Source organism: Shewanella colwelliana ATCC 39565 (genome assembly GCF_000518705.1).
Lineage (GTDB): Bacteria > Pseudomonadota > Gammaproteobacteria > Enterobacterales > Shewanellaceae > Shewanella > Shewanella colwelliana.
This window is the reverse complement of the sequence record NZ_JAEC01000012.1, coordinates 138877-164925: the sequence shown is the minus strand read 5'-3', so window position 1 is coordinate 164925 and position 26049 is coordinate 138877. Positions and strand designations below refer to the sequence as shown.

The 26049-nt window shown below is 46.4% G+C and carries 24 protein-coding genes; 12 read left to right on the top strand and 12 right to left on the bottom strand.

From position 1 onward, the window contains the following. Nucleotides 1-156 precede the first annotated feature (156 nt). Nucleotides 157-690 carry a thioredoxin family protein gene (locus L876_RS0107365; protein WP_028763214.1) on the top strand — a complete coding sequence of 178 codons (534 nt, stop codon included), beginning with the start codon at nucleotides 157-159 and terminating at the stop codon, nucleotides 688-690. A 67-nt stretch (nucleotides 691-757) separates the two neighbouring features. Here the strand turns inward: L876_RS0107365 and L876_RS0107360 are convergent, their stop codons facing one another. Continuing rightward, nucleotides 758-3349 carry a TonB-dependent receptor plug domain-containing protein gene (locus L876_RS0107360; protein ID WP_028763213.1) on the bottom strand — a complete coding sequence of 864 codons (2592 nt, stop codon included), beginning with the start codon at nucleotides 3347-3349 and terminating at the stop codon, nucleotides 758-760. A 467-nt stretch (nucleotides 3350-3816) separates the two neighbouring features. Between L876_RS0107360 and L876_RS0107355 the strand changes: the two genes are divergently transcribed. The 3 genes from L876_RS0107355 (at nucleotide 3817) to L876_RS0107345 (ending at nucleotide 8774) form a co-directional block, all read left to right on the top strand. Then, nucleotides 3817-5256 carry a sigma-54 interaction domain-containing protein gene (locus L876_RS0107355; protein ID WP_028763212.1) on the top strand — a complete coding sequence of 480 codons (1440 nt, stop codon included), beginning with the start codon at nucleotides 3817-3819 and terminating at the stop codon, nucleotides 5254-5256. Nucleotides 5257-5436: 180 nt separating this feature from the next. After that, entirely contained in the window at nucleotides 5437-6900 is a 1464-nt protein-coding gene (gene ccoG, locus L876_RS0107350) for a cytochrome c oxidase accessory protein CcoG (protein ID WP_028763211.1), read from the top strand. 275 nt (nucleotides 6901-7175) lie between these two features. Next, a complete protein-coding gene (locus L876_RS0107345; protein ID WP_028763210.1) occupies nucleotides 7176-8774 on the top strand; it encodes an AMP-binding protein in 1599 nt (532 codons plus the stop codon). A gap of 46 nt (nucleotides 8775-8820) precedes the next feature. Here L876_RS0107345 and L876_RS0107340 read toward each other — a convergent pair whose 3' ends face one another. Both L876_RS0107340 and L876_RS0107335 read right to left on the bottom strand, forming a co-directional pair. Next, nucleotides 8821-9330 carry a lipocalin family protein gene (locus tag L876_RS0107340; RefSeq protein WP_028763209.1) on the bottom strand — a complete coding sequence of 170 codons (510 nt, stop codon included), beginning with the start codon at nucleotides 9328-9330 and terminating at the stop codon, nucleotides 8821-8823. A gap of 57 nt (nucleotides 9331-9387) precedes the next feature. Further along, complete coding sequence (locus tag L876_RS0107335; RefSeq protein ID WP_248674516.1) at nucleotides 9388-11184, bottom strand: ABC transporter transmembrane domain-containing protein; 1797 nt, start codon at nucleotides 11182-11184, stop codon at nucleotides 9388-9390. A gap of 250 nt (nucleotides 11185-11434) precedes the next feature. On the opposite strand from L876_RS0107335, the gene L876_RS0107330 reads away from it, so the two are divergent. Then, the gene (locus tag L876_RS0107330) at nucleotides 11435-11758 is read left to right on the top strand and encodes a DUF2956 domain-containing protein (protein ID WP_028763207.1); all 324 of its coding nucleotides are present in this window, start codon (nucleotides 11435-11437) and stop codon (nucleotides 11756-11758) included. A 100-nt stretch (nucleotides 11759-11858) separates the two neighbouring features. On the opposite strand, the gene L876_RS0107325 is transcribed toward L876_RS0107330, so the two are convergent. Then, nucleotides 11859-13211, bottom strand: a complete 1353-nt coding sequence (locus tag L876_RS0107325) for an NAD(P)/FAD-dependent oxidoreductase (RefSeq protein WP_211237645.1) — start codon at nucleotides 13209-13211, stop codon at nucleotides 11859-11861. A gap of 53 nt (nucleotides 13212-13264) precedes the next feature. After that, nucleotides 13265-13555 carry a winged helix-turn-helix domain-containing protein gene (locus tag L876_RS0107320; RefSeq protein WP_028763205.1) on the bottom strand — a complete coding sequence of 97 codons (291 nt, stop codon included), beginning with the start codon at nucleotides 13553-13555 and terminating at the stop codon, nucleotides 13265-13267. A gap of 229 nt (nucleotides 13556-13784) precedes the next feature. On the opposite strand from L876_RS0107320, the gene L876_RS21315 reads away from it, so the two are divergent. Genes L876_RS21315 through L876_RS0107305 form a run of 3 tightly spaced genes read left to right on the top strand, consistent with a single transcriptional unit; the run spans nucleotide 13785 to nucleotide 16470 of the window. Then, nucleotides 13785-14411, top strand: a complete 627-nt coding sequence (locus L876_RS21315) for a PH domain-containing protein (RefSeq protein WP_051413003.1) — start codon at nucleotides 13785-13787, stop codon at nucleotides 14409-14411. Then, nucleotides 14404-15915, top strand: a complete 1512-nt coding sequence (locus tag L876_RS0107310) for a PH domain-containing protein (protein ID WP_028763204.1) — start codon at nucleotides 14404-14406, stop codon at nucleotides 15913-15915. The genes L876_RS21315 and L876_RS0107310 overlap by 8 nt, the downstream gene beginning before the upstream one ends. A 9-nt stretch (nucleotides 15916-15924) precedes the next feature. Beyond that, nucleotides 15925-16470, top strand: coding sequence for a DUF924 family protein (locus tag L876_RS0107305; RefSeq protein WP_028763203.1), 546 nt, complete (start codon nucleotides 15925-15927; stop codon nucleotides 16468-16470). A 130-nt stretch (nucleotides 16471-16600) separates the two neighbouring features. On the opposite strand, the gene L876_RS0107300 is transcribed toward L876_RS0107305, so the two are convergent. The 3 genes from L876_RS0107300 to L876_RS0107290 form a co-directional block, all read right to left on the bottom strand. After that, entirely contained in the window at nucleotides 16601-17275 is a 675-nt protein-coding gene (locus tag L876_RS0107300) for a hypothetical protein (RefSeq protein ID WP_051413001.1), read from the bottom strand. 24 nt (nucleotides 17276-17299) lie between these two features. Beyond that, nucleotides 17300-17992: a HupE/UreJ family protein gene (locus L876_RS0107295; protein WP_028763201.1), complete on the bottom strand. Its 693-nt coding sequence runs from the start codon at nucleotides 17990-17992 to the stop codon at nucleotides 17300-17302. Between the two features lie 423 nt (nucleotides 17993-18415). Next, on the bottom strand, nucleotides 18416-19456 hold the full coding sequence (locus tag L876_RS0107290) for an alkene reductase (RefSeq protein ID WP_028763200.1): 1041 nt from the start codon (nucleotides 19454-19456) through the stop codon (nucleotides 18416-18418). Between the two features lie 128 nt (nucleotides 19457-19584). On the opposite strand from L876_RS0107290, the gene L876_RS0107285 reads away from it, so the two are divergent. Continuing rightward, nucleotides 19585-20166: a TetR/AcrR family transcriptional regulator gene (locus tag L876_RS0107285; protein WP_028763199.1), complete on the top strand. Its 582-nt coding sequence runs from the start codon at nucleotides 19585-19587 to the stop codon at nucleotides 20164-20166. A 59-nt stretch (nucleotides 20167-20225) separates the two neighbouring features. On the opposite strand, the gene L876_RS0107280 is transcribed toward L876_RS0107285, so the two are convergent. The 3 genes from L876_RS0107280 to L876_RS0107270 all read right to left on the bottom strand — a co-directional run bounded on the left by L876_RS0107280 (nucleotide 20226) and on the right by L876_RS0107270 (nucleotide 21625). Beyond that, nucleotides 20226-20669, bottom strand: a complete 444-nt coding sequence (locus tag L876_RS0107280) for a universal stress protein (protein WP_028763198.1) — start codon at nucleotides 20667-20669, stop codon at nucleotides 20226-20228. 52 nt (nucleotides 20670-20721) lie between these two features. Beyond that, a complete protein-coding gene (locus L876_RS0107275) occupies nucleotides 20722-21153 on the bottom strand; it encodes a universal stress protein (RefSeq protein WP_028763197.1) in 432 nt (143 codons plus the stop codon). A 94-nt stretch (nucleotides 21154-21247) separates the two neighbouring features. After that, nucleotides 21248-21625, bottom strand: a complete 378-nt coding sequence (locus tag L876_RS0107270) for a SpoIIAA family protein (RefSeq protein ID WP_028763196.1) — start codon at nucleotides 21623-21625, stop codon at nucleotides 21248-21250. A 258-nt stretch (nucleotides 21626-21883) separates the two neighbouring features. On the opposite strand from L876_RS0107270, the gene L876_RS0107265 reads away from it, so the two are divergent. Together L876_RS0107265 and L876_RS0107260 are read left to right on the top strand one after the other, a co-directional pair. Continuing rightward, nucleotides 21884-23308 (top strand): coniferyl aldehyde dehydrogenase, encoded by a 1425-nt coding sequence (locus tag L876_RS0107265; protein ID WP_028763195.1) that lies wholly within the window; start codon nucleotides 21884-21886, stop codon nucleotides 23306-23308. A gap of 75 nt (nucleotides 23309-23383) precedes the next feature. After that, nucleotides 23384-23974: a TetR/AcrR family transcriptional regulator gene (locus L876_RS0107260; RefSeq protein ID WP_028763194.1), complete on the top strand. Its 591-nt coding sequence runs from the start codon at nucleotides 23384-23386 to the stop codon at nucleotides 23972-23974. 290 nt (nucleotides 23975-24264) lie between these two features. On the opposite strand, the gene L876_RS0107255 is transcribed toward L876_RS0107260, so the two are convergent. Continuing rightward, nucleotides 24265-25164, bottom strand: coding sequence for a LysR family transcriptional regulator (locus L876_RS0107255; protein WP_028763193.1), 900 nt, complete (start codon nucleotides 25162-25164; stop codon nucleotides 24265-24267). 111 nt (nucleotides 25165-25275) lie between these two features. Between L876_RS0107255 and L876_RS0107250 the strand changes: the two genes are divergently transcribed. Continuing rightward, nucleotides 25276-25947, top strand: coding sequence for a type 1 glutamine amidotransferase domain-containing protein (locus tag L876_RS0107250; RefSeq protein WP_028763192.1), 672 nt, complete (start codon nucleotides 25276-25278; stop codon nucleotides 25945-25947). Nucleotides 25948-26049: the final 102 nt, after the last annotated feature.

Below are 26049 nucleotides of genomic sequence, written 5' to 3'. Positions count from 1 at the left end.
CTATTGATGAACTTGACACTGCGGGTTATAAATATCCATCCGTGACAAAAAACATCCATTGCAAACCCCTCTCGCATCGCTAAACTAGCCGCAAGGCTCCTTTTAGCAGTAAGTTTGCTAAGGTTACTCATCTTTTGTAAATCTTCTAAGGCGATTATGAATCCGATTGTTATCACCAGCGCATTGACCTTAACTCTACTAATTCTGATTATCTGTTTGCTCATTTACAAGCGATTTAAAGGCAGCCAAATCCCCACAGCAGTGCTGATTTTACTGGTCTGCTTTACCGCCATTAATGCGGCGGTAACCTACTTTGTTTACCCTAAAGAGAGTGCGAACGCCTACAAACAGCTAGTATGGCAGCCGTTAGCTCCAAGCAATATTCCAGCTCTAGTGGCGAGCGGAAAAACCGTGTTTGTCGATGTCAGTGCCGACTGGTGCAATATCTGTAAAGGTAACAAAGATGGTGTACTACAGCGCGAAGCCGTTGTTAATCTACTGGGGCAAGATAATACCGTACTGATGTTGGGTGACTTAACCCACAGTGACGCAAAAATTGAAGCCTTTTTAGCAGACTACAACGCCTTTGGTGTGCCGTTTAATATTGTCTACAGCCCGCAATACCCAAAAGGGAGAGTTTTCTCACGGGTATTGGACTATAACGAGGTCATTGAGGTACTCACGCGTTAGCTTGTCATGCGAACAATATAAAAAGGGCTGTATCACACAGCCCTTATCGTTTGACTTAACTTAACACTTAGAAACGGTAGTTGATGCGGCCGTAATAAAAGCCACCATTGTAATCAAATGGCCCGCTTTCATAGTAAACAGCACCTAACTCACCTTGAGTACCATCTTTAAGCTCCTGCGCTTTTTGATCGAACAGGTTATTAGCACCCACTGATAGTGTTAGTCCCTCTAACACCATGTAGCTAACTTCTAAGTCAACTGTCACAGCGGCATCAGCCACTTCAGAACCCCAATCAGAGGTATCGTCCGCATGAGTTGCATAGTATTCACCAAAGTAATTACCACGTAGCGACATGCTTAACTTATCCCACGACTGGGCCCAAGTTAGTGTTGCACGGTGCGCTGGAATACCATCTTCTAGGCGACGAACTTTACCTTCATCGGTTGTCTCGGGGTCAAATTTATCAACACTGGTGTCGGTCCAACCATAGGCTAGGCTAAATTTAGCATCGCCCGACAGTAAATTAGTGTCGTACGAACCGACAATATCAACACCCTGTGTTGTAGTATCAAAGTCATTGGTGTAATAGGTGACCCCTTGGATCAACTCAGGAAACTCCACTCCCGCTGCACGCAAGGCATCGTAATCTTTTGCTTCAACTTCAATCTGGCTCGACTGTGCAATACGCCCGGTCACTTCAATATTGTAATAATCTACCGTTAAGAAGAAACCTTCATGCTCAAATACCGCACCGAGTGCATAGCTGACCGATTCTTCAGGCTCTAATACTTCACCGCCATAGAATGCCGCAAGCGGATCAGTTGGTGGGGCAATAAAGGTTTGGATCAAATCACCCTCTACGATTGAGGTTTGAGTGTTAACCACGTTCTCTTGTCCAACCGTCGGCGCACGGAACCCCGTACTGTGCGATGCACGGAAAGAGAGCTCATCGGTTGCCGCATATTGAGCCGTCAGCTTGTAGTTTAAGGTATCACCAAAGGTAGAGAAATCTTCATAGCGCAGCGCCGCACCGACCAACCAATCTTCGCCAATGTAGGCTTCGACATCGGTATAAATACCGATATTGTGACGTGAATTTTTACCCGCTGCTTCTGGACCAAAGCCTTTGAAGCCGTGTGAACCTATGTTGAAGCCTTGCTCGGCGTACGGTCCAGCAACCCACGATGCCTCTTCACCTTGAGTAATTTCAAATGACTCTTCACGCCACTCAAAACCAGTTGCAAAGCTGACATCTTCAAGCGAGCCGATATTCACAAAGCGAGAGAAATCGACGTTAACCGTGGTTTCTACCTGTTCATAGGCACCGGTCTCAAAATCTGTTGGCGTATCGAGACCCAATGACGGGTTTAATGAGTTTTTAAGGCTGAAGGTCGACTTATTGCTACCGGTACCAGCGCTGAAATCATAATTCCATTCGCCCATGTTGCCTTTAATACCCGCGAAGAAAGATTGATCCTCAACGGTGCCAGCAAACTGGGGTGTGTATCCGCCAGGTCTTATCTGGTTCATCGAGAAACAGTTGGGATCTGCCAGCATCGCCAGATATTCAGGACTGGTTAAGACGTTACCATCAACATCAGGAATACCATCACCATCGGTATCAATTTTTGGTATTGGCACAATATCACAGGTAGATTGGTCGCCATTGACCGCGCCTACCAGCAGCGTCTTACCTTCATCTTCCGAGTAAACATTGCCGCGGTTGTGCGGGTTACGATAATAGAAGCCTCCCACTACATCACGCGATGATAAGTTACCAAAAGCATACAGGTGAGCACTGTCATTTATATCAAAGCCAGAATTTAAGAAAAAGCTGTAGTCATCATTGATTTCTGGGTTACCCCAAACCTGTGCAGGGTCATTAACGTCCGTATTGCCTTGGGTAATAAGGTTAGCCGCATCGGGGCGCTGTACACTGCGACTTGTTGCATCGGCATTTTTATATTGCACGCTTAAGTTAACGAAACCACTGTCTGTCAGGGGTAAACCAATATTACCGTCAATGGTGGTTGTCGCACCGTCGCCTTCATAGTATTCACCTTGGCTTACGGTAATAGAGCCACCGTCGGCACTGTCATTTAGCACAAAGTTCATGACACCGGCGATAGCGTCTGAGCCATATTGCGCTGCAGCACCATCACGTAGCACTTCCACTTGCTTAAGCGCAGCACTTGGGATCACTGAAATATCCGGCCCTTGTGCACCGTCGTTGATACCGCCACCTTGGAATGCAATAACAGACGCTCTATGGCGACGTTTACCATTCACTAACACCAAGGTGCTGTCTGAAGGCAGACCTCGGAGGTTAACAGGGCGTACTAAGGTTGCCGCATCACTTATTGGCTGTGCACGTGAATTAAAAGAGGGGACAGAGGTGACCAGCATATCAATCATATCTGTTGAACCATTCTTCTTGAGATCATCGCTGCTGATGATGTCGATAGGAACTGGTGAGTCACCGATTGAACGTGGTGCAGCGCGGGTACCTAATACTGCAATCTTCTCGATGTTTTCTTTCTGCTCTACCTGCTGCTCTTCAGCTATCACTTGTGCACTCGCTAATGAGCCAGTTAATGCTAAAGAGACCGCAAAACTCAATGCACTCACGCCAAAGCGCCTATTTCTATTTGTTGTCATCATTTATCCCGTCTATTTTTTATTATTTTGCTTTTTACCCGCCATCATCTCTGTTGTTTGGTCGGTTAAAAAAACATCCCCAGTACGAAACGCAAACACGTTTCATTTACACTTCTATAACAAATAAAAAATAAAAGCCAACCCTAATTAGTCTAATGCTAATACTCCGCCCGCTGAATATTAACCTTAAAATCAAACAATAAGACCGAGAAAAGAATAAAAAACCAACCTTGATAACCATTAAGGCGTAAACAATCTGCATTAGAGTAAAAATTCAAAATAAAAACAACATTTAACATTTTGTTAAAAAATGAACATTAAATACAACCAGGTGGGTAAAATATTGAACAGCCATACACTCTTAGCTAGCCATCGAGGATTAGACTATGAGTTGAATACACTCGCGAAATAGCGTGACTCAAAGTAAACTTAGGCCTCATATGTCCTCCAAACATAAGATCACAGCAATGAATACAGCCCCATCTAACAGCCATGTCGACTTTCTGCCCGAAAATAAGCTATTGCTCAATGCCGTGGGGGAAGGGATTTATGGCTTCGATCTTAATGGCAACGCAGTATTTATTAACCCTGCAGCAGAACGGATGACGGGCTGGAGTGCCGAGGAGTTGTTAGGAAAAAACATCCACAATTGCCACCACCACTCTCATGCTGACGGCAGTCACTATCCACAAGAAGAGTGCCCAATCTATAACACGCTGCATGATGGTATTGCCCGCGAAATCAGCCATGAACTTTTTTGGCGTAAAGATGGCAGTAGCTTTCCAGTGCACTACACGTCTACCCCAGTTTATAAAGCAAACAAACTCATTGGCGTAGTTGCGATATTTCGCGACATAAGTATTCAAAAACAGACCAAGGACTCTTTACGCCAGGCATTAGAGCAAGTTCAAGCACTGTCAGAGAAACTCGCCAGCGAAAATGATTATCTACACACCGAACTCGAAAGTCATACTGGTGACGTCAATATTTCTGGCGATAGCCCACTCATCCAGCGATTGATCCAACAGATAAAGTTAGTGGCTAACACTAACAGTACTGTGCTGATCAGTGGTGAAAATGGCACAGGTAAAGAGCTGGTTGCTCGTAACATCCATAAACTGAGTAACCGCAGTGACAAACCTTTAGTGTGTGTCAATTGTGCCGCCTTCTCGCCAACGCTATTGGAAAGTGAGCTTTTTGGCCATGAGAAAGGCGCATATACAGGCGCAACAGCCAGACGTAAAGGACGCTTCGAACTGGCCCATCAAGGCACACTGTTTCTCGATGAAGTCGCAGAGCTCTCTCTCGAAGCCCAATCTAAACTATTAAGAGTCATTCAAGAGCAAGAGTTTGAGCGTGTCGGTAGCAGCACAAGTATAAAAGTCGATATTCGCTTAGTCACCGCAAGCCACCACGATCTATTAAAGCGCGTTGAACAAGGTCTGTTTAGAATGGACCTTTACTACCGACTCAATGTGTTCCCGCTGCATGTTCCCCCTCTACGCGAAAGACTCAGTGATATCCCGACATTAGTCAGTCACATTGTTGCCGGGCTCAATAAAAAGTTAGGTAAAAAAATTAAAGGTGTGAGCAAAAAAGGCCTCAGTAACTTAATGAGTTATGCTTGGCCGGGCAATGTACGTGAGTTGCAGAACATATTAGAGCGCCAAAGTATTCTAGCTCAAGGTCATGTATTACAGATCCCCACTCTCGCGCAGCAAACCGATACACCCGCGGCCCACACATTGCTTACGCTGGAGCAAGTTGAAGCCTCACATATCCGTTATTGTCTGAAGCAGCTAAATTGGCGGATATCAGGGCCTAATGGGGCTGCGAGCTTATTGGGTCTTCCCGCCAGCACCCTCAGGTCTCGAATGAAAAAGCTTAATATTCGTCGCCCTAGTTAAATAAGGGTCTAGACATAACGGGGAGAATTAGTGATATATCACAAAAAAGCGATATATCGTGCCCTACCCAGGCAGGTTTAAAATTAAGTCATTACTTTTCAACAACATAAAATAGATAAAGTTGGTTTCTATATTGCAAAGCAGGGCTATCTTTAGCCATCAACGCATTCGGAAACCGATATGACTGACAGTTTCACCCCAAACACACGTGGAGATTCGACACCCAATACTGAATCGAATACGGCCATTACTGCACCACATAGAGGCGAAACGATCCCCGTTACCTTTATCCCATCAGAGAAAGGTAAGATCCACATCAAAGAGCAAAAAGGTGTTTTTCAACGCCTGCGAACTAGCATTAACAGCCTGCTGATCATAGCGTTCTTTGTGATCCCCTTTATCCAATATCAAGGCAGACAAGCGATTTTAATGGACTTGGAGTCGCAGCAGTTTATCTTTTTCTCAACCACTTTATGGCCACAAGATTTTACTTTGATGGCCTGGGTTTTCATTATCGCCGCTTTCCTGCTTTTTCTAGTAACCCTGTTTTGGGGACGTGTTTGGTGCGGTTACCTCTGCCCACAAACCAGTTGGAGCTTTATGTTTATCTGGGTAGAAAAACAGATTGAAGGCAACAGCAATAAACGTCATGCATTAGATAGAGCACCTTGGTCACTCAATAAACTGCTCAAACGCAGCAGCAAACATATTCTATGGGGCGTGATCGCGCTGCTCACTGGCTGTGGGTTTATCGCCTACTTTGTTCCAGCAACCACGCTATATAGCGAAATATTGACATTAAGCGCCAGCTTTTGGATAACCGCCTGGGTGTGGTTTTTTGCCCTTTGCACCTACCTCAATGCAGGTTGGATGCGGGAACAGATGTGTCTGCACTGCTGTCCCTACTCACGCTTTCAGTCAGCCATGTTCGACAGCAATACCTTAACCGTTACCTATCATGCCAAGCGCGGTGAATCTCGCGGCCCAAGAAAGCGTAAACAGGCGACACAACTAGGCGATTGTGTCGATTGCAACCTATGCGTCGATGTCTGCCCCACAGGGATAGATATTCGCAACGGCTTGCAGTATGAGTGCATTAACTGCGGTGCCTGTGTCGATGCTTGTAATCAAACTATGGAAAAATTTGGTTATCAGCCCAGTCTCATTAGTTACACCAGCGAAAATGAACTTAACAACATCACAGCTAAACGTCTCACTTCTTATAAGTTTATCGGCTACAGCTTGGCGGTACTCATAATGCTAGGAGTATTTGCATTCGACGTTTACCGCAAAGCCGATATTCAACTTAACGTGATCCGCGATCGTCAGAGCCTCTACAGAGAGGTCGGTGACAACCGTATCGAAAACAGCTACACCCTAAAAATTCGTAATAAGACCCAACAAGACAAACGTTACCTTATCTACATTGACGGTGAACGCGGTCACTTTATAAATAAAGCGATCGACGTGGAAGTCCGCATAAATGCGGGTGAACAGCTAAGCTATCCAGTCACCGTCTATCAGCAGCGACAGACGACAGCAGCTAATAACCTGCACAAGGTGGCGATTCAATTTAAGGTAATGAACTTAGCTAACCCTGCTGACAGTGTGTCACAGCAGACCCAGTTCTTTACTCTACGCTAGGCGACAATAGGTAAAATTAAGTAGGTTTAAGACCAAGGTGGTCAAGCATGATTGAGTTTGAGCATTAACACTCAAACTCATTCAGAAAAACCACATCAACATGATATGGTCAGACCAGCCCCAAAGGCGCGCTAAAAAACAAATAGTTTTAATTCAAGTAGATAACCAACGATTACCGTATTGCATCATTGACGATAGAGGTTGACCTTAGCTGCTTTTTAGCACAATCTAAACGCCTGTTTGATTTTCGCTAAAACAATAATTAGAGGCAAACTATGGTATATGATGTCGATTCCCACCTAGATCTTACCCAGTACAGTTCCTTGATCGATCTTATTGAAACATCTGCCCAACGATACAAGGATAAGACCGCCTACGTTTGTCTAGGCAAATCGAGCAGCTTTGCCGATATCGAGCGTGACTCACGTTATTTTGCCGCCTATTTACAACATCATACATCCCTTGAAGTAGGTGATCGTATTGCCATTCAATTACCTAATATCACGCAATTTGTTATAGCGGCATATGGTGCACTTCGTGCTGGACTTGTGCTGGTAAACACCAATCCACTTTATACCGAACGAGAGCTGATCCATCAGTTTACCGATTCAGGCGCTAAAGCCTTAGTGGTGCTTAGCGATCTATTGCCGACCCTAACAAAAGTTCTCCCATCGACATCCATCGAAACGGTTATTTCGACCCATGCCTTAGATCTGATAGCGCCGCAACATCAAGCTGACAGCGAGTTTGCGACCTTGAAATTTAACGATATTCTTGCGCAAGGTAGCAAGCTCAGTTTAATCCCAGTGAAATCAAACTTAGAAGATCTCGCTGCGTTGCAATACACAGGAGGCACCACAGGTTTATCTAAAGGCGCTATGCTCAGCCACCGCAACTTAATTGCTAACGCCATGCAGATAAAATCACGACTCGGTGACCGATTAGTACAAGGTGAAGAGATTTTTGTCGCGCCGCTGCCTGTCTACCATATCTATGCTTTTATGGTTAACTTAGTACTCTACTTTGAACGGGGTGGCTGCTCGGTATTGATCCCAAATCCACGCGATATCGCCTCATTAATCAACACTCTATCTGAGCACCCTTTTACCGGTTTTGCGGGCCTAAACACTCTATTTGTCGGCTTGTGCCATCAGCCTGAATTCAAAGCTTTGGACTTTAGTCATCTTAAAGTCACCATCTCTGGCGGCACCGCACTGACCCAAGCCGCAGCCACCGTATGGCAAACCACCACCGGCTGCACCATTTCAGAAGGCTACGGCCTATCGGAAACCTCACCAGTGGTTTCACTTAATGCCCCAGGACATGAGCAACTGGGTACCATAGGCAAACCCGTTATTGAAACCCAAGTGAAAATCCTCGATCTCAACGATCAAGAGGTATCCCTCGGTGAAACCGGAGAGCTGGCGGTAAAGGGTCCACAGGTGATGAGTGGTTACTGGAACAAGCCTCAAGAAACCGCCATGGTGATGACCCAAGATGGTTACTTTAAAACTGGTGATATTGCCATTGCCACCGAAGATGGTTTCCACAAGATTGTCGATCGTAAGAAAGATATGATCATAGTCTCAGGCTTTAATGTTTACCCTAACGAAGTGGAAGAGGTGCTTTCAGCCCACAAAGAGATACTAGAATGTGCGGTGATTGGGGTTGAACATGAACACAGCGGTGAAGCCGTAAAAGCCGTTATCGTATTAAACGCACCCAGCCAAAACTTAGAGCAAACCAAGGCGGAGATTCTACACTATTGCCGCGAGCAACTAACCGCCTATAAAGTGCCTAAAAGCATTGAGTTTATGGAGGCACTTCCCAAATCGACTGTCGGTAAAATATTACGCCGAGAACTGAGAAACTGATTGAGACATCAGAAAAAGGAGCCCATGGCTCCTTTTTTTATTTGGGTCACTGTTTAACCCAAATGATCTCGTCGGTGGCAAATCCAAGTTGCTTAGCTTGCTCACTAAACTTCTGCTTAAGCGCCTCACTCACGGTTGGTGTGCGCGACAAAAACCACAAGTAGTCTCGGTTATAGCTGGTGATGAACGCGTATTGGTAATTATCTTGGTCTAATTCATAGATCACGTAAGCGCCATAGAAGGGACCGAAGAATGACACTTTCAAATGGCCAATGTCGTCACCGTCGACAAAGTATGCCTTTCCCTCAGCGCTATCAAAAACCTGCTCTTTCTCCGAAAAACCACGGTTTGTCACCTTAACACCACCATCTTCTCTCATCTGGTATTCGGCGGTCACCTGACTTAAGCCACGTTCGAAACTATGGTCAAGCCGCGCAATCTCATACCAAGTGCCTAAGTAGCGTGGCAACTCAAAAGATTTAACGGGCTCAATACCACTAGGTAAACTGGTACAGGCGGATAAACATAACAAACTAAAAATAACCAATAAGCGCATAGGTGTCTCTCTATTCTTTGTTTAATACCCATTTTACGTTATAGCCACGCGTAAAGTTCACTCTTGCTGCAAGCCCTCATCAGTTAGCAGTTGCAAACTGGCAAACTCTCGGTATAGGGTATTACTTTGCATCAGCTCTTGATGGGTACCACTGGCTACCAGTACCCCTTTATCGAGCACTAAGATTCGGTCAGCATTAATAACCGTCGCTAAGCGATGAGCAATAATCAGGGTGGTTCTGCCCTGCATCAATACATCTAAAGCCAGCTTCACCTTTTGCTCGCTAACAGCATCGAGTGCACTGGTTGCCTCGTCGAGAAGTAACACGGGACGCTCAGCAAGAATGGCTCTTGCAATGGCAATTCGTTGCTTCTGACCACCAGAAAGCCTAACACCACGCTCGCCTAAATAGGTTTGGTAGCCTAGAGGAAATTCGCCAATAAACTCATGGGCACGCGCCGCAATACAGGCTTTAATCACTTCATCCTCGCTGGCATCTGGCCGACCATAGCGAACATTTTCTAACACACTAGTAGCAAAGATCACCGACTCCTGCGGCACGAGGGCAAACTGCTGACGTAACTCCTGCGCTGATAAATTGGCAATGTCGATACCATCGAGCGTGATGCTGCCGCTATTAAGGGTATAAAAGCGTTGCAGCAGTTCAAATAAGGTGCTCTTTCCTGCGCCGCTTGCGCCAACTAACGCCACCCGCTCGCCACTTTTTATTTGTAGGCTTAAGCCGCAGATCACCTCTTGGCTAAGTTCGCTAGGTCGATCTGACGTGGTTATATCTCGATAGGAAAATCGCACCTCGTTTAATGAAAGTTCGCCGCGCACTTTGGCTGGCAACGTCATAGGATTAGTTGGTAGTGGAATATCAATCGGCGTTTCAACTAACTCAATTAATCGCTCCGTCGCTCCTGCGGCTCGCTGTATCTCGCCGATGACTTCACTAATGGTCGCAACAGAGCCTGCAACCATCACGGCATAAAACATAAAAGCAGACAGCTCACCACCCGTGATTGCACCTTGCATCACATCATGAGCACCAACCCAAGTCACTAATGCTATAGCCAAAACACTAAGAAACATCACCAGTGAAATCAGAATAGAACGGTACTTGATACGCCCTTTCGCAGCATCCATGACCGCTTCGACTCGCTGACTAAATAGCACGCGATCTCTATCTTCATGGGAATAGGCTTGTACCGTATGGATCTCATGCAGCGTTTCATCGACATAGGCACCAAGATCACCGACTCTATCTTGGCTCTGGCGCGACAGATCGCGCACCTTACGCCCAAAAAAGAAGATAGGCCCAAGCACCATAGGGACGGCGAGCAATACTAAGGCGGTCATCTTTATACTCGTGATGGCCATCATCACTATGCCACCAATCACAGTCACACTGGCCCTAAGCGCCATAGAAAGACTTGAACCAACCACCGACTGTAACAAGGTTGAATCGGCAGTAAAACGCGAGATAACCTCCCCAGTTCTGAGCTTGGCATAAAAGCCGGGGGACAACTTTAACAGGTGGTCGTAAACGGTTAAGCGAATGTCGGCGCTGACTCGCTCACCGAGCCAAGTCATTAAATAGAAACGACAAAAAATTGCAGAGCTACTGAGGGCGGTGATCCCTATCACCAACAGGATGATCTCATTAAGACGCCCGCCATTATCTTTTAAAAACCCCTCATCAACCATTAAACGCACTCCTTGGCCAAGGGATAGCCAAGCTAAGGAGCCAATAAACAGAAATACGATGGCGGCAATCACCCGACCACGATAAGGCTTTAAAAAGGCAGCGATCCAAGGCAATATTGCCCGCTTACTAACAGGCGATAGCATTGCAGATACATCTTCAGTCGAAGATAGAGCGCGCTCAGATGGGGCGGCAGATTTGTTATCGCTCATATTTGGCTAAGGTTACTAGGTCAATAACCACAAGAGTACCAAAAATATCGCCATAAAATGATATTTGTTTATCTCACCTCTATTCGGGTTACCTATTTGAATGATAAGGCCAGTACTCGTCCACGCCACTTTATGATGACGCTTTATGATATAGTTCACCCGACAACAAAAAGAGCAAAGGTTCATGAATAAAAGCATCTCCAACGAAACCAAGAATGAAGCAATGAAGGTCGCTAAAGCCACTCAAAAGCCCGGACAGACTAAAGAGCAAACCAAGCTGATAGCACTGGGTATTGAGAAAGGGATCGCCGAATACAAAAAACAGCAAAAGAGTAAGGCGCGTGAGAAAGATAAAGCCCGCAAACAAGAAATAAAAGCCAAAAATCGCGATTCAGAGCAAACTGATGAGGTTCAAATTGTCGACTCAAACGGAAATCCCCCTAAGCTTCCTTGGGCACTGCTGCTACTCAGTTGGGCTGGATTTTTCGCTTATCTTTTGATGCGCTAGCTCAAAAGCCAGAACATCAAACCAAGGCATAAAGCTAACGCATTAAACTAGTTCATCGAACTTACTCCATCCAATTGGTCCATCGAATTAGTGCATCGAATTAGTGCATCAAGCTATCTAGGCGCTGGGCTAACTGGATCGCGATACGCTTTTGCAGGCGTGATGGGTTCGATTGCAAGCACAGGCGCTCCTCCCAGCTAAAGACCTTATTAATTAATTGATAAGTTAACCAGCGAAATGGCTCAGGTTCCCAAGGGGTTAATACTTGTTTAATTTCACTCAAATGCGCCCAAGGCATCCGACTCAATGGCGTATCACGCTCAAGGATAAGGTCGCTTAAAGTTCTGCCAAATAAGTTCGCCGCTCCCACCCCCTCGCCGCCATAACCACCAGCAAGAGCGATACCATTACGCTTATCGAAGATGGCATGGGGGGCAAACTTTCTCGCCATGGCTAAAGTGCCGCCCCAGCCATGAGTAATTGGCACCGTTTTAAGGCTGGGGAAAAGATCATGCATCAATTTGGCACGCCAGGCGAAATCAGGGCTTTGAAGATTGAACTCGGTTTGTACCTGCCCGCCAAAACGGTAGCCACCTCGGGCACCGAAGATCATCCGATTATCTTTGCTTCGTTGGCCGTAAGTCACTTGCCTCGCCGCATCGCTGTAGGTGGCTCGGCTTTCTAGGCCGATATGTTGCCATTGCCTATCGCTTAACGGTGCTGTCGCGATTAATAAGCTCTGCACAGGGAGTGTATATCTGCCTAACTGACTGACTTGCCCTTGGTAACCCTCTAAGGCTGGCACAATAATATCCGCCTTCACTTGGCCTTGAGCCGTTTGTACTATGCCTTTCCCAAAGGTTGATACTCGAGTCTGCTCGTAGAGTGTTACCCCTAAGTTCTCGACGACTTTGGCGAGCCCTCTAACCAGTTTTAACGGGTGAATGGTGGCGCAATGTGGCGTAAAAATGGCTGCTTGCCCTCGACGTAACTTAATCGCATCATCAAGTGCTGAGCCTTGCAGCCATTGATAGTCGCTCTCATCAAAGCCTTGCTGATAGAGAGTCGCCAAGGTAGAGGTTAAGCTATCGAGTTGCTCTGGGTATCGCGCCGCGACTTGATAATTTCCGCTATGGATAAAGTCACAATCAACATCATGACGAATAAGAAATTGTTCAATTTCGGTAATAGGGCTTTGAATAGCTTGCTTTATCTGTTGAAAAGCCTCCCCCTGATACCCAGCAAGATAGTGGCTATCGCCCACAAAACTGCCCATTAGCCAGCCGCCATTACGCCCTGAAGCGCCATACCCGGCGCTATCGGCCTCAAGCACTGCAACCTTGAGTGATGGAGACTTCTGCTTCAGATAATAGGCGGTCCATAACCCTGTATATCCAGCACCAATAATCGCCACATCGACCTGAAGGTCACCAGCCAATGATGGCCGACTCATCAAAGGTTGCCCTAATGATTCTCGCCAAACACTCGCTGGAAACTCAACAGCCATTATTCCAATTGTCTCTGGATCTGTTCAAGATGAGTCGATACCCAAGGTCCGCTAATCGGTCCCCAGGTTTTTATCTGATAATAGCCAGCATTGTTGCGGACTCCATCGACCAAAAAATGGCACTCTATGCCCAAATCAGACAATGTAGCAATGGCATCTTGTAAGGTGCGACGAGGCATTCCTGTTTGCTGATGCAAGGACAATAGGTTATGACGCTCATTGTCGATAAGGTGTGCGAGGTACAACTTACGCAAAAATGCTTTTTTCTGTTTAGAGATATCTTCGCTCACTCAAGCTCCCCCATTTATCTATCTGCATAGGCTTGTAACATAACAGATAAATTAAAAATTGTTGTCAAATAGTCTACGTACTATTTATTCAAAGCCACTCAACCACTAGAGTTGATGAACGAGATACTGATATAGTCTATTTCAAGAACGGAAGCTTGTACCAATTTGCCTTCATTATCTGAGGTTTGTTATCAGGTGATTGGTATGATGCACACACACAGGACGAGACATGGATCCAGTAAACACGACCCCAACAACTGAAAACGCCCCAAACAGAGTCCCACTTGCTGAAGCGGCTTGGCTCAGTTTTGACCAGGTCGCACTCACACCCGTTGAACCAAGCTATATCAAACAAGTGCAGCTAGAAAACCTGGTGTTTATACCATTATTAATTGCGCCGACGGTATTCGGTTTTTTAATTAGTCTACCCGCCCTTGCACTGATCTCCCTGGTCACCGGATTATTACTCTTGGCCCTCATTATCAGCTTTGGCCGCATACGCTATGCAAAAACCATCGCTTACGCGGTATGCGAACATGAAATTATTATGGAAAAAGGGCTGCTGTGGCATAAAAGGATCTCATTGCCCTACACTAGACTGCAACATGTCAGTTTATCTCAAGGACCATTAGAGCGACACTTTAACCAACATACGCTTAAATGCTTTAGTGCGGGCAGTGGTAGTGCCGAAATCACCTTACCGGGCATACAAAGCGATACCGCTGAATCCCTGCGCCAGCATCTACTGGCCAAAGCGGCATTAAACCAAGGGGGCCCAAAAACTGCGACAACCCAGCTTGATCCCCTTGTCGACCAAGCCGCTGTGTCAACCATTGTGGAACGCCCTCATGAGTAAACGCTTCGAGCAGTGGGCTGCACTATCACCGTGGTCAATCATCAGTTTCAGCTTAGGCACCATAAAGTTGATATTGAACAATGGCTATGCCTTGATCCCTGTTGTCTACACCGGATGGCAGCAAGGGTTTAACTCCCCTTGGGTGATTGTCGTCTTGGCAGCCACAGTTATTGCGGTATTTAGCTTTTCGTCGCTGCAATGGGCTAAGTATCGCTATCGCTTACAAGAGGATAAATTAGGCATTCGCCAGGGGCTGATTTTTAAAAAGAATCATCAGATCCCACTGAATAAAATTCAAAACGTACGCTTGGTTCAACCCCTCTATTTTCGCCCCATGGGACTCTACAGCCTTGTGGTTGAAACCGCGGGTTCCAAAAAAGATGAGGCTGTGTTGGCCGCGGTCAACTACCGTCAAGCGATGCAGCTAAAACGAGCCCTGTTTTCTCAACAGGAACAGGCCAATTCAGCTAGCAGTGAGGCAGCGACGCAGGCAGATCAACCTGTGCGCGGTATCACCACCACCTTGGTAACCAAAAGCGTTAAAGACCTTATACTGTTTGGTCTATATCAAAACAACCTGTTTTGGTTTTCGGTGATCTCTGGCTCAATTCTAGGGCAACTGGATTGGGAGCAATTAGAACAGAGCCAGATAAAGCAAACGATATGGCAATGGTATGAAACCACCATTGCGGTCAATATCATCACCCAAGTGGTCTTTGCGCTGGCGCTATTAGTCACCCTCTACTTGCTGCTATCGCTCATCTCTATCGCCTCTGCGATCCTAAAATACCATCCTTATCAACTGGCTCGCCGCCACGATACTATCCACCGCAGCGGTGGCTTATTGGCAAAACAAAATGACAGTTTGGCTTTATCGCGCGTGCAGTTAATTGAGTTTAGTCAGCCCGTGATAGGCAGGCTATTGCAGTTATGGACCATCAACTTTAAACAAGTTAAAGGTAATGAAGTTGAGCAGATGGCCAAGCGCCATATGTTGATACCTAGCATGAAGCGCCAGCAAATAGATGAACTCATGCCAAAGCTCAATGGCCTTGCTGCCACGGCCACTGTCTTACCCACACACTACCGAGGCATTCATATCGGCTGGTTTTGGCGACGGGCTTGGCTCGCCCCTCTCATCGCACTGCTCAATACGCTATTTATTGGCATCAACCCCTTTACCGAGACCTTATTGTTCATTGCCGCTGTCGTGACGGCTTTGATCTATGCAAGATACCGACAATGGGGCTACCTACTTCAAGCGGATAATTGCTGGATCCATACGGGCGTATTGGGTCAAAGCTGGCAACTGGTGTCACTTAAAAAAGTTCAGCATGTCTGCATTACCCAAACACCAGGACAACGTAAAAGGCAACTTGCGACACTCACACTTGGCCTAGCAAGCGGCGAGCAACATATTCCCTACATACCATTGAAAGATGCAAGACAAATCGCAGAAACAGCGCTTCAATTAACCCAGCAAGATCATCATAATTGGATTTAGGAGAGCAAGATGAACTGTACCCCAGACGATGTGCTTCACTTTTGGTTTGAAGAGATAGAACCCAAATCATGGTGGCTAAAAGATGCCAACTTCGATGCCACCATTACCGAAAGATTTTCAGCCCTACTTAACCAAGCCAAACAGGGCGAACTGCATCACTGGCGCACCACTCCTCGCGGTCGTTTAGCTGAAATCATCGTCTTAGATCAATTTAGCCGCAATATCTATCGCGATCAGCCAGATGCCTTTACCGCTGATTCCATGGCACTCGCGTTGGCCCAAGAAGCCGTGGCTGCTGGTGCCGACAGTGAGCTAAAACCCACTCAAGTGCCCTTTCTTTATATGCCCTATATGCACAGTGAGTCAGCCTATATTCATGAGATTTCACTTGTATTGTTTAGTCGTGAAGCGGCAATTGGTAACTTAGAATTTGAGCAAAGACACAAGAAAATTATCGACCAGTTTGGCCGTTACCCCCATAGAAATAAGATATTAGGCCGGCAATCCACCCCTGAAGAGGAAGCGTTTTTGGCGCTGCCAGGCTCAAGCTTTTAGCCCCTAATAGCAGCAGCTTGGCAGCGAGTATTTAGGAAAATATCATAGGCCAAGCGGGGTCACACGCTAACACTTTAACCAGAATGAACTAACCCAAGCAACATGGTTTAGGTTAGTTCAAACTACCGCGCTAACCTTTGATCCGATAATCCCCTTTGGTGATTAATGTTACTGTGACAGGCGTACCACTCTTGTTTTTCCAATACCAGCCATGCGATCCGGTAAATGGCGCTGTTAAAGAACCTTTCATCTCAGTCGCCGTGGTGATGGCAAAGCTCTCATAATAGCCACTCTGGTCACCTTGTGGTTCGCCATGAAAATCAAAATAGAGAGGCTGCCCATCTGTACGCCACTCGTATTCAAGATGCACATAGGCATCGATAAGCAACTTGTACTCAAGCCCTTTACCTGCGGGAATAACGATATCAATGGTATCGCTTCTCACGCCAGGGGTTTGACGGGCGGCTTTAATCTGTTCAACCGTAAGTAAATGAGCCGCAGGAGGGGCAAAACCCAATCTCGATTCTACTGGTTGTTCAGCGAGTGGCACCGTTTTCTCTTGCGGTTGAGTTTTCACAACGTTAGATTCAACTGGCTCTGCGACTTCCAACTCGGCTTCACTTAAGTCAGCTAACTGTGTCAAGCCAGCAGCCTTGCCAAAACCTGTGGGGTCGACCTTGTATTCTGCAGGTAAAATAATTAGCACTAGTATGATTACCGCCATTACGGTAGCTGTCACACTGGCTTTGATGAGTGTCTTATTACTGTGCACAGGAATATGTTGGTGCGCATTCGATAGTGTCATATAAAATTCCTTATTACGGCGTAGTTATTGAAAATAACCCGTTAATTGATAGCCCGCTAACATCAAACCACTGCTCATTAACAGGGTGTTAGCTGCTAGGGAAAATGTCAGATAACTGCGATGTTGACGCCAGAAGCTGATCAGGAGGAATATCACCCCAAGCGCTAAAAACTGACCAATCTCAACCCCTAAATTGAAGGCCAAAATATTGCTCACCAACCCCTCCCTCGGCAGCTGAAACTCCTGAATTTTAGTCGCAAGGCCAAAGCCATGAAACAAGCCAAATATTGCTACCGCCATTTGCGTATTGGGTTGACGCCCAAACAGTCGCCGAAAACCACCAAGGTTATCAAACCCTTTATAGACAATAGATAAGCCGATAATTGCATCAATAAGGTAAGCGTTAACTTGCACATCGTTCAACACCCCAAATAGCAAGGTGATGCTGTGTCCCAAGGTAAATAAGCTAACGTAGATAACAATATCCTTGCCTCTAAACAGGAAGAAAATCACCCCCACTAAAAAGAGCAGGTGGTCATAACCTGTCACCATATGCTTTGCGCCAATATAGACGAAAGGTAAGATCGACACGCCTTGATTTCCGGACAGGAAGGCTTGCGTATTCTCATCTACACCATGGGCTAACAATGACGTCGACAAAAATACACAACAGATAGTTACCAGCAGGGTTAACCCACTGATAATATGACACTTCATAATTAATACTCCCAAGGTGGTTCGTCTAAAAATTCGAGGATTATCACAGCTCAGTCGTCAAGACCATAATGGAATGGTGATAGCTACTTCCCCTAACATGTGCGATAGCCATCTTAAAGCCTTTGGGCGGCGATAATATCTACCTATGTTAATTTTTTGATCATGATTAAAGCAGATTTACGCAACGACTACGAGCTTTGTATTGGCTCTCTTCATTTTGGACTTAGCGTGAAGGTTGGGGATTTTACGCCATGACGAGTGAATGCAAGGCTTAGTGGGTATGAATACAGCATCTCTAAACGTCATTACCTCTGACGCGGCTCGCCCTAATATCTTAGCCGAACTCAGTTATTACTCCCCATAAAAAAAACCAGCGCAAGAGTGTGCCGCTGGTTTTCTGATACTAATAATGATTAATGCTGACTAGATAAGCTCACCTAACATGGCATCTGAGTACTCTACTAAGGGCTGATCATCACGTACCCGCTCAACATAATCGGGATTGGCAATAAACGGTCGGCCTATTGCTAATAAATCAAACTTGTTTTCAGAAAGCGCTGCCGCCCCCGTTTTAGCGCTATAACTGCCTACGCCAACTAAGGTTTTGCTGTAATGCGCTCGGGTGTAGCTTGAGGCACTGCCCGCTAAATAGTCAAACTGTACGCTATCATCAAAAATACCAATATGCAGATAGGCCAAGTCGCGAGACTCCAGTTGCTTGAGGAAATAATCAAACACTTGGCGGTCACGGCTATCGCCCTTCATATTGACATAGGCGCCCGGCGATACCCGCAAGGCGGTGCGCTCGTTACCAATACGCTCGCAGATGGCGTCAACCACTGCCAGAGGGAAACGTGCCATGTTTTGCGGCGTTTCACCATACTCATCGGTGCGACGATTACTATCATGATGCAAGAACTGATCGATAAGGTAAGCATTAGCTCCGTGGATCTCTACCCCATCAAAACCTGCATCTATCGCATTGGCTGCCGCTTGCGAATAGTCGTTGATCAGTTGCTCAATCTCTTCATGGCTCACCGCTTTTGGCACTTCATAGGTGAGCTCGCGCTGCCGTGGCACGCTACCTTCTATCGCTACAGCCGATGGCCCGATGATCTGGCCGCCAAAAAACGAGGAGTGAGCCACACGACCGGTATGCCACAACTGAGCAAAAATTTTGCCTCCAGCTCGATGTACAGCATCCGTCACCATGCGCCAGCCATCTATCTGCGCTGGGGTAAATAAACCAGGAGTATTGGGATAACCTTGACCATCAGGGCGAATGATCACCGCCTCAGAGATAATTAATCCGGCCGCCGCTCTACGCGCATAATAGTCGGCCATCATTTGAGTCGGCACTAATTCATCATCAGCCATACAACGCGTCAGCGGCGCCATTAAGATCTTATTGTTCAACGTGATCGTACTGTTTAGTTGATAAGGTTGAAATAAGTTAGCAGTCATAGCAATCTCTCTTTCTTGAATATCCGTTCAAGATACCCTTACTTGAATGCTCATTCAAGATCTTTTTTGAACAATCATTCAACTTTGAGTACAATGTGATTTCATCCTACTAGCCAACAGAAGTGCCAATGCGTAACGCCGAGTTTGATCGAGAAAAAGTATTAACCCAAGCCATGACAGCCTTCATGACCAAAGGTTATGCCAAGACCAGCATGCAAGATCTCACTAAAGCGACAGGTTTACACCCAGGTTCTATCTATTGCGCTTTTGACAACAAACGCGGGTTGCTGCTAGCCGCGCTCGATCAGTATCGCGCCAACCGCAGTGCCGAATTTGAAGCATTTTTTGTCGATGACAGCCCCACTATCGAACAGTTAAAGCGTTATCTAGACCATATTGTGCAGCAATGTTTAAGCTGTGACGCATCGAAAGCCTGTTTATTAACCAAAGCCCTTAATGAGCTGGCGGAGCAAGATGAAGAAGTGCGCACTATCATCAATCAGCACTTAGAGAACTGGCAATTAGCGCTGGCACAGAAGTTCCAACGAGCGATTGACAACCAGCAGATAGACAAGCACAGAGATAGTGCCCATTTGGCACGTTACTTTGTCATGGGCATATATGGTTTGCGAACATTCGCACACAGCCACCCCACATCAGAGGTATTACAATCGCTCGCTGATCAGCTTTATCGTGATACCTGCAGATAACCTACGTTAGCCAGTTTTACAGCCACAAGTATGAGTCAGGTACAATGGGTACTTTCCCGCTACTTCACTACCATAACGGGGCACTTTGCCTTATTAGCTAACTCCTCTGCAACACTGGGGTTAAGCAGATGAGAAAGGCCCGTGTGGCCGTGACTGGCAATAACAATCATACCGACATCGTTTTGCTCGCTATCGAGTAATAGCTGCCCTAATACGGCACCCGATCTGACCTCACTTTTCACCGACAACTGCACAGGCATCAATGCCTGTGCTTGGCGCACAACCTCGGCTAACTTACCATTAGCGTAGGCATGAAGGTGTTGCTCAAGCTCCTCATTACTTTCGACCGTTATGCCGTAATTGTGCGCACCATAAGGTTCGCTCACCACATGCACCACTCTTAAATCGACACCATATAATTTAGCCATATCGACAGCATAAGTGAGCGCGTGACTGGCCGTTTCAGAGAAATCGGTCGGACATAGAATTTGACGAGTACGCATAACATACCTCCTTAAAAAACTATTACGCCTCGCTGGTGACTAAGCGTTAAGGCTACTTCACGACCAGTACTGGGCATGCAGCTTTATTCGCCACCGCTTCGGCGACATTGGTGTGTAAAAAATGCGACAACCCAGTGCGGCCATGGCTAGCAATGACAATCATACCGACATGACTCTCCTCCGCCTCCGCTAAGATCTCTGTCACTGCATCGCCTCGTCGGATCATAGTTTCAATAGTCAACTCGCTGTCTAATCCAGCTAATAAAGACCGCATTCTGTCTGCTGCGGCATCCTCCATGGACTTAGCAAGTTCATCAGGAGTTATAGCTAAAATCTGAAAATTCTCATCACCTAGCGGCTGCTCCACCACATGCAGTAGTCGAAAACCAACCTGATACAAATTGGCCATCTCAATGGCATATCGCAAAGCATGAGAGGCTGTTTCAGAAAAGTCTGTGGGACATAGTATTGGACCAGTTCTCATCACTCACTCCTTAGGGATCAATTTCCCATCAATTAAACCGTTTATGGCCTTTGCGCTGTTCGTTTAACCTAGCCGTATTGCTGACAGCATCCAACTAGGTCAACCAATCGAGCGCCTGCAACCTATCTTCAAAAAACTTAAACTCACCAGGGGTGAACCAATCGGCAACACGTGTCATCCATTGCTGCAAGCCACCTCGACCGACAATGGCCACTTTTTTGAACTCCTTGCCATGCTTGATCCCCAGCTTGAGATCATCCCAAGCGGCATGTAGTGAGATACCTTCGAGCTCGGTAATATCCGCCAACACAAATACCTCGGGTTCGCGAATACCGATTAGGGCGGACTCAAGCAATGGGGTCATACGTTGGTAGTCTGCGTGAGACAAGCTGCCGACCGCTTTAAAAGCAAGATAAAAATCATCACCATTACGCTCGATTCCGATAGAAATACCATGAATGACGTCACTCATATCAATCTCCTTTTGCCGATGAAATATCGTCTATATCTATCTCCTTTAAGTGTAGTTTTCTACCGCCAACAAAACGTGATCACCATCACATTACGTGGGCAGTTAGGCGATTATTTGACCTAGACAGATAAATGCACTAACATTAGACCGACTAATCAGTCGGTTTATTCAGTTACTGCAATAGCATCTATAACGGCCAATGAATAAAACAACTATTTTGGCAACTGTTTGCCATTAATTTAATAAAGGAAAGGTGTGATGAATATGCCACTTGAAATCAACCCATCTGAACAGCTAAACCTTATCTTAGCCAAACAGAAGGCCAGCTATAGACGTCAACCCGCCCCAACATTAGATGAACGGAAACAGCAGTTATCAGCGCTCAAGTCGGCACTACTGGATAACCAAGAGGCTATTATCGATGCATTGAGTAAAGATTATGGTCATCGTTCTAAAGATGACAGCCGGATTTCAGACATCATGCCTTGCATCAACAACATCAATTACAGCCTTAAACACCTAAAGGGTTGGATGAAGCCTAGCCGCCGTCATGCGGGCATCCTGCTTGCGCCAGCCAAAGTGTCGGTGCAGTACCAGCCAGTGGGCGTCGTCGGCATTATTGTGCCGTGGAATTTCCCGGTAATGCTCTCAATTGGTCCACTCATTACCGCCATTGCCGCAGGTAATCGTGCGATGTTAAAGCTGTCTGAGTTCACTCCACATACCAATGCAGTACTCAAGCAGATGCTTAGCGCACTATTTGACGAAACCGTTGTGGCGGTAGTTGAAGGTGAAGCTGATGTCGCCGCGGCCTTTTCATCGCTTGCCTTCGATCATCTGTTATTTACTGGGTCAACCACTGTGGGCCGCCATGTAATGCGTGCTGCCGCGGCAAACCTGACCCCCGTAACCTTAGAGCTAGGCGGAAAGTCGCCAGTGATTGTTGCGCCAGATATGCCTCTCGATGAAGCCGTTGAGCGAATGATCTATGGTAAATGCTTAAATGCGGGTCAGATCTGTGTCGCACCCGACTATGTGTTAGTGCCACAAGGTAAAACTGAACAGTTTAAAGAAGCATTTGAACGCAAATTCAATGCGATGTATGGCCAAATAAGCAATAACGAGGATTATGGCGCTATCATTAATCAACGTCAGTTTGATCGACTCATTGCAGTCATTGATGATGCAAAAGCCAAAGGCGCGCAAATTACTTCTGCCAACGGCGAAGCTATCGACACTGCACAGCGCAAAATTCCCACCCAGCTCATCACTCAAGTCAGCGATGAGATGACACTGATGCAAGACGAGATTTTTGGTCCGCTGCTACCGATCATCGAATATGAAACGGTCGATAACGCCATTGATTTCATTAATGACCGTCCTCGTCCACTTGCGCTATATATCATGAGCTTTAGTGAGCAAACACAACAACATATTTTAGCGCACACCCACTCTGGCGGAGTGTGTATTAATGAGACGGTATTCCACGTAGCCGCCGATGATGCGCCCTTTGGTGGGATAGGTCCCTCTGGCATGGGCCATTACCATGGTAAAGAGGGGTTCCTGACCATGAGCCACGCCAAAACCGTCCTTAGCCGTGGTAAGCTCAATACTGGTAAGTTAGTCCACCCTCCCTATGGCAGCGCGGTTCAACAACTGCTGATGAAACTATTCTTACGTTAAGACGCTGATAGCAAAGTTCGCCCTCGCACAACACTGCGTTAGGGCGATAATAGTTACTGAAAAGCAGGCTACAAGATGAGTAAATCCGATAAAAAACAAGCCATATTAGACACAGCGTTATCGCTATTTGTCGCACAGGGATTTCATGCCACAACCACGGCCTCCATCGCGAGGGAAGCTGGGGTTGCCACAGGTACATTGTTCCACCATTTTGCCTCTAAAGATGCCTTAATGGATCACCTTTTCTTGGCCGTAAAGCAGGAGTTTGCTAACGCGATTGTTGGTGCAGCGAATCAGAGCGGTAATTTAAAGCAAGACGCCAAAACACTGTGGTTTTCTGCACTCGACTGGGCGATTGCCCATCCCCTTAAGCAGGAGTTCTTTCAGCTCTACTCTATGTCGCCGACCATAGAGCAACCCGTTCGAGCTCAAGCAATGAATACCATATTGGGCTTTATTGCTAACTTAATTGAACAAGGTCAACAACAAGGTATCTTGGCCAACTATCCAATTGGTTTGATGCAAGACAACTGTCATGGCCAATATCTTGCCGCCACCCGTTATTTTATCGACCATCCAGATAAGTGGCAGTTAGATGACCATAAAGAGGCCAGCTTCAATCTGTTTTGGCATGCCATGGTAATACCAATCAGCATCAGAAAGTGATTGACTCAGCGTGTTTTTGACAACTAATTCAAGGCAAATGGGCGACAGAATGATTGCTCCCTTGTGAGGCCATTCAACAGGGATGTTGTGAATGCCCTTAATGCACGACGATATGGAGATAGGGCGAAGCACGACTAAAGGGGTTTAGGAGGTTGGGTAACGCATGGAACGGTTTTCGAGGATGCTAGAGCCAAGGAGCAATTAAGGGCCTTGCCTCATAAGCGCTAAATTCTCGCTGAGCGATCACAGCTTTATACTGATTGGTATAAGCTAGCGCTCATCACTTTTGCCTACTCCTGCCAATCGGCAAAGTGCGTCAGTAAGTGATCGATAGCTAGCCGGGCACGCATGGGTAAGAAGCGACGGTTTTGGTAAACAATCCAGCTGGTTAAACCGCTGCTCCAATAGGGCTGCAAAATAGGCACAACAGAACCTTTAGCTAATGCATTGATAAAACTACTTTTGGGTAGATAACCAATGCCTAAATGCTGCTCACAGGCAGCAATAACTGCCGGGACATTGTTGCTACGCCAGCGGCCCTGCACCTTTACGTTGATCTCCCGTTCAGGTTCACTTGCGCTGTCAGCATCATGAAACAACCAATGATCCTTGTTAGAGATAATACAGCTATGGTGTTTGAGGTCCCGAGGATGATTTGGCAGCCCATACTGCTGAAGATAGTCAGGACTGGCCACCGCCATCATATTGCGGTTGGCTAATTTACGAGCCACTAACCCTGAGTCTTGTAACGCACCAAAACGAATGGCGAAATCGATACCGTCCTCAACAAAATTCACCATACGGCTATTAAAATCCATGTCGATAGTCAGCTCAGGGTGTTGACTGGCAAATTCTATCAACACGGGAGCAATATACTGCTCAGCAAATGCCCCTGCGGCACTGACACGCAGCGTACCACTCAATTCCAATTGTTGATTAATCACCTGCTCATTGGCTTGCTGCAACCCTACCAACAGATTTTTGCACTGTTGATAATAACGCTGCCCTGCTTGCGTCAAACTGACACTGCGGGTGGTGCGAGCAAACAAGGCGCAACCTAAACGGGTTTCTAAGCGAGCAATTTGCCGGCTAACATGGCTGGTTGAGTGACCCAGTTGACGTGCAGCCGCCGAAAAACCATGGGTTTCCGCCACGGCAATAAACTCCACTATTCCCTCAAAACTGTCCATATCGACACCCATTATTGCCATATAACAATAGTAATTTGCATATTTCGCTAATTATCATATCTATTAGCAACAATTACAATGAGCGCACTTTCAACAAATGAGCACAGACCAATGAAAAAAGTTCTTATCCTACTGACTAACCACGCGACACTCGGAACCACTGATGAAGCTAATGGCACGTTTGCTCCAGAACTCACCCATGCACTGCATCAGTTACTTGATGCAGGCCTGGACTATGACCTAGTATCAATTCAGGGCGGCAAGGCACCACTTTATGGAACCGATATTGAAGGTGACACCATCAATAGTGAGATCTTAGCCAATGAAGTATTCCAAACTCGGGTAAACAACACCATCCCTGCCACCCAAATCAATATTCAGGATTATGCCGCTATTTATTATCCAGGTGGGTTTGGCTTACTGTCAGACTTAGCCAGCAATGAGTTTGTCGCACAGTTAAGTGCGAGCCATTATGAAGCCGGCGGCGTCATTGGTGCCGTTTGTCATGGACCTGCAGGCCTACTGCCTATCACGCTTAGTAATGGTCAGAAGCTGATTGCCGATAAATCGGTTACCGGATTTACCCGCGAAGAAGAAGTGGACTACGGCACCATTGATAATATTCCATTCCTGCTTGAAGAAGCGTTAACTCGCACAGCTGCACGTTATAATAAGGTGCAACCTTGGAACGAATTTGTCATCGAAGACAACCGCGTTATCACCGGGCAAAACCCAGCGAGCGCCAGCGCTGTCGGCAAGGCGATTGCAGCGCATATAGCCTAAAAGCAACACAACACCCAGCGCAGACTGAGATGAGACTGCACTGGGTGCAGATGTTTGCGCCACGGACTCTTTTTTGATGTTAATATCTGCTGCATATCTCTG

What these genes read in the sequence shown, in the direction of transcription:
- ccoG (WP_028763211.1), top strand. Translation starts at nt 5,437, where the DNA reads ATGACTGACAGTTTCACCCCAAACACACGTGGAGATTCGACACCCAAT.
- L876_RS0107250 (WP_028763192.1), top strand. Translation starts at nt 25,276, where the DNA reads ATGAAAAAAGTTCTTATCCTACTGACTAACCACGCGACACTCGGAACC.
- L876_RS0107340 (WP_028763209.1), bottom strand. Translation starts at nt 9,330, where the DNA reads ATGCGCTTATTGGTTATTTTTAGTTTGTTATGTTTATCCGCCTGTACC.
- L876_RS0107260 (WP_028763194.1), top strand. Translation starts at nt 23,384, where the DNA reads ATGAGTAAATCCGATAAAAAACAAGCCATATTAGACACAGCGTTATCG.
- L876_RS0107345 (WP_028763210.1), top strand. Translation starts at nt 7,176, where the DNA reads ATGGTATATGATGTCGATTCCCACCTAGATCTTACCCAGTACAGTTCC.
- L876_RS21315 (WP_051413003.1), top strand. Translation starts at nt 13,785, where the DNA reads ATGGATCCAGTAAACACGACCCCAACAACTGAAAACGCCCCAAACAGA.
- L876_RS0107290 (WP_028763200.1), bottom strand. Translation starts at nt 19,456, where the DNA reads ATGACTGCTAACTTATTTCAACCTTATCAACTAAACAGTACGATCACG.
- L876_RS0107355 (WP_028763212.1), top strand. Translation starts at nt 3,817, where the DNA reads ATGAATACAGCCCCATCTAACAGCCATGTCGACTTTCTGCCCGAAAAT.
- L876_RS0107280 (WP_028763198.1), bottom strand. Translation starts at nt 20,669, where the DNA reads ATGCGTACTCGTCAAATTCTATGTCCGACCGATTTCTCTGAAACGGCC.
- L876_RS0107265 (WP_028763195.1), top strand. Translation starts at nt 21,884, where the DNA reads ATGAATATGCCACTTGAAATCAACCCATCTGAACAGCTAAACCTTATC.
- L876_RS0107360 (WP_028763213.1), bottom strand. Translation starts at nt 3,349, where the DNA reads ATGACAACAAATAGAAATAGGCGCTTTGGCGTGAGTGCATTGAGTTTT.
- L876_RS0107325 (WP_211237645.1), bottom strand. Translation starts at nt 13,211, where the DNA reads ATGAGTCGGCCATCATTGGCTGGTGACCTTCAGGTCGATGTGGCGATT.
- L876_RS0107300 (WP_051413001.1), bottom strand. Translation starts at nt 17,275, where the DNA reads ATGACACTATCGAATGCGCACCAACATATTCCTGTGCACAGTAATAAG.
- L876_RS0107295 (WP_028763201.1), bottom strand. Translation starts at nt 17,992, where the DNA reads ATGAAGTGTCATATTATCAGTGGGTTAACCCTGCTGGTAACTATCTGT.
- L876_RS0107285 (WP_028763199.1), top strand. Translation starts at nt 19,585, where the DNA reads ATGCGTAACGCCGAGTTTGATCGAGAAAAAGTATTAACCCAAGCCATG.
- L876_RS0107255 (WP_028763193.1), bottom strand. Translation starts at nt 25,164, where the DNA reads ATGGACAGTTTTGAGGGAATAGTGGAGTTTATTGCCGTGGCGGAAACC.
- L876_RS0107270 (WP_028763196.1), bottom strand. Translation starts at nt 21,625, where the DNA reads ATGAGTGACGTCATTCATGGTATTTCTATCGGAATCGAGCGTAATGGT.
- L876_RS0107365 (WP_028763214.1), top strand. Translation starts at nt 157, where the DNA reads ATGAATCCGATTGTTATCACCAGCGCATTGACCTTAACTCTACTAATT.
- L876_RS0107310 (WP_028763204.1), top strand. Translation starts at nt 14,404, where the DNA reads ATGAGTAAACGCTTCGAGCAGTGGGCTGCACTATCACCGTGGTCAATC.
- L876_RS0107335 (WP_248674516.1), bottom strand. Translation starts at nt 11,184, where the DNA reads ATGCTATCGCCTGTTAGTAAGCGGGCAATATTGCCTTGGATCGCTGCC.
- L876_RS0107330 (WP_028763207.1), top strand. Translation starts at nt 11,435, where the DNA reads ATGAATAAAAGCATCTCCAACGAAACCAAGAATGAAGCAATGAAGGTC.
- L876_RS0107305 (WP_028763203.1), top strand. Translation starts at nt 15,925, where the DNA reads ATGAACTGTACCCCAGACGATGTGCTTCACTTTTGGTTTGAAGAGATA.
- L876_RS0107275 (WP_028763197.1), bottom strand. Translation starts at nt 21,153, where the DNA reads ATGAGAACTGGTCCAATACTATGTCCCACAGACTTTTCTGAAACAGCC.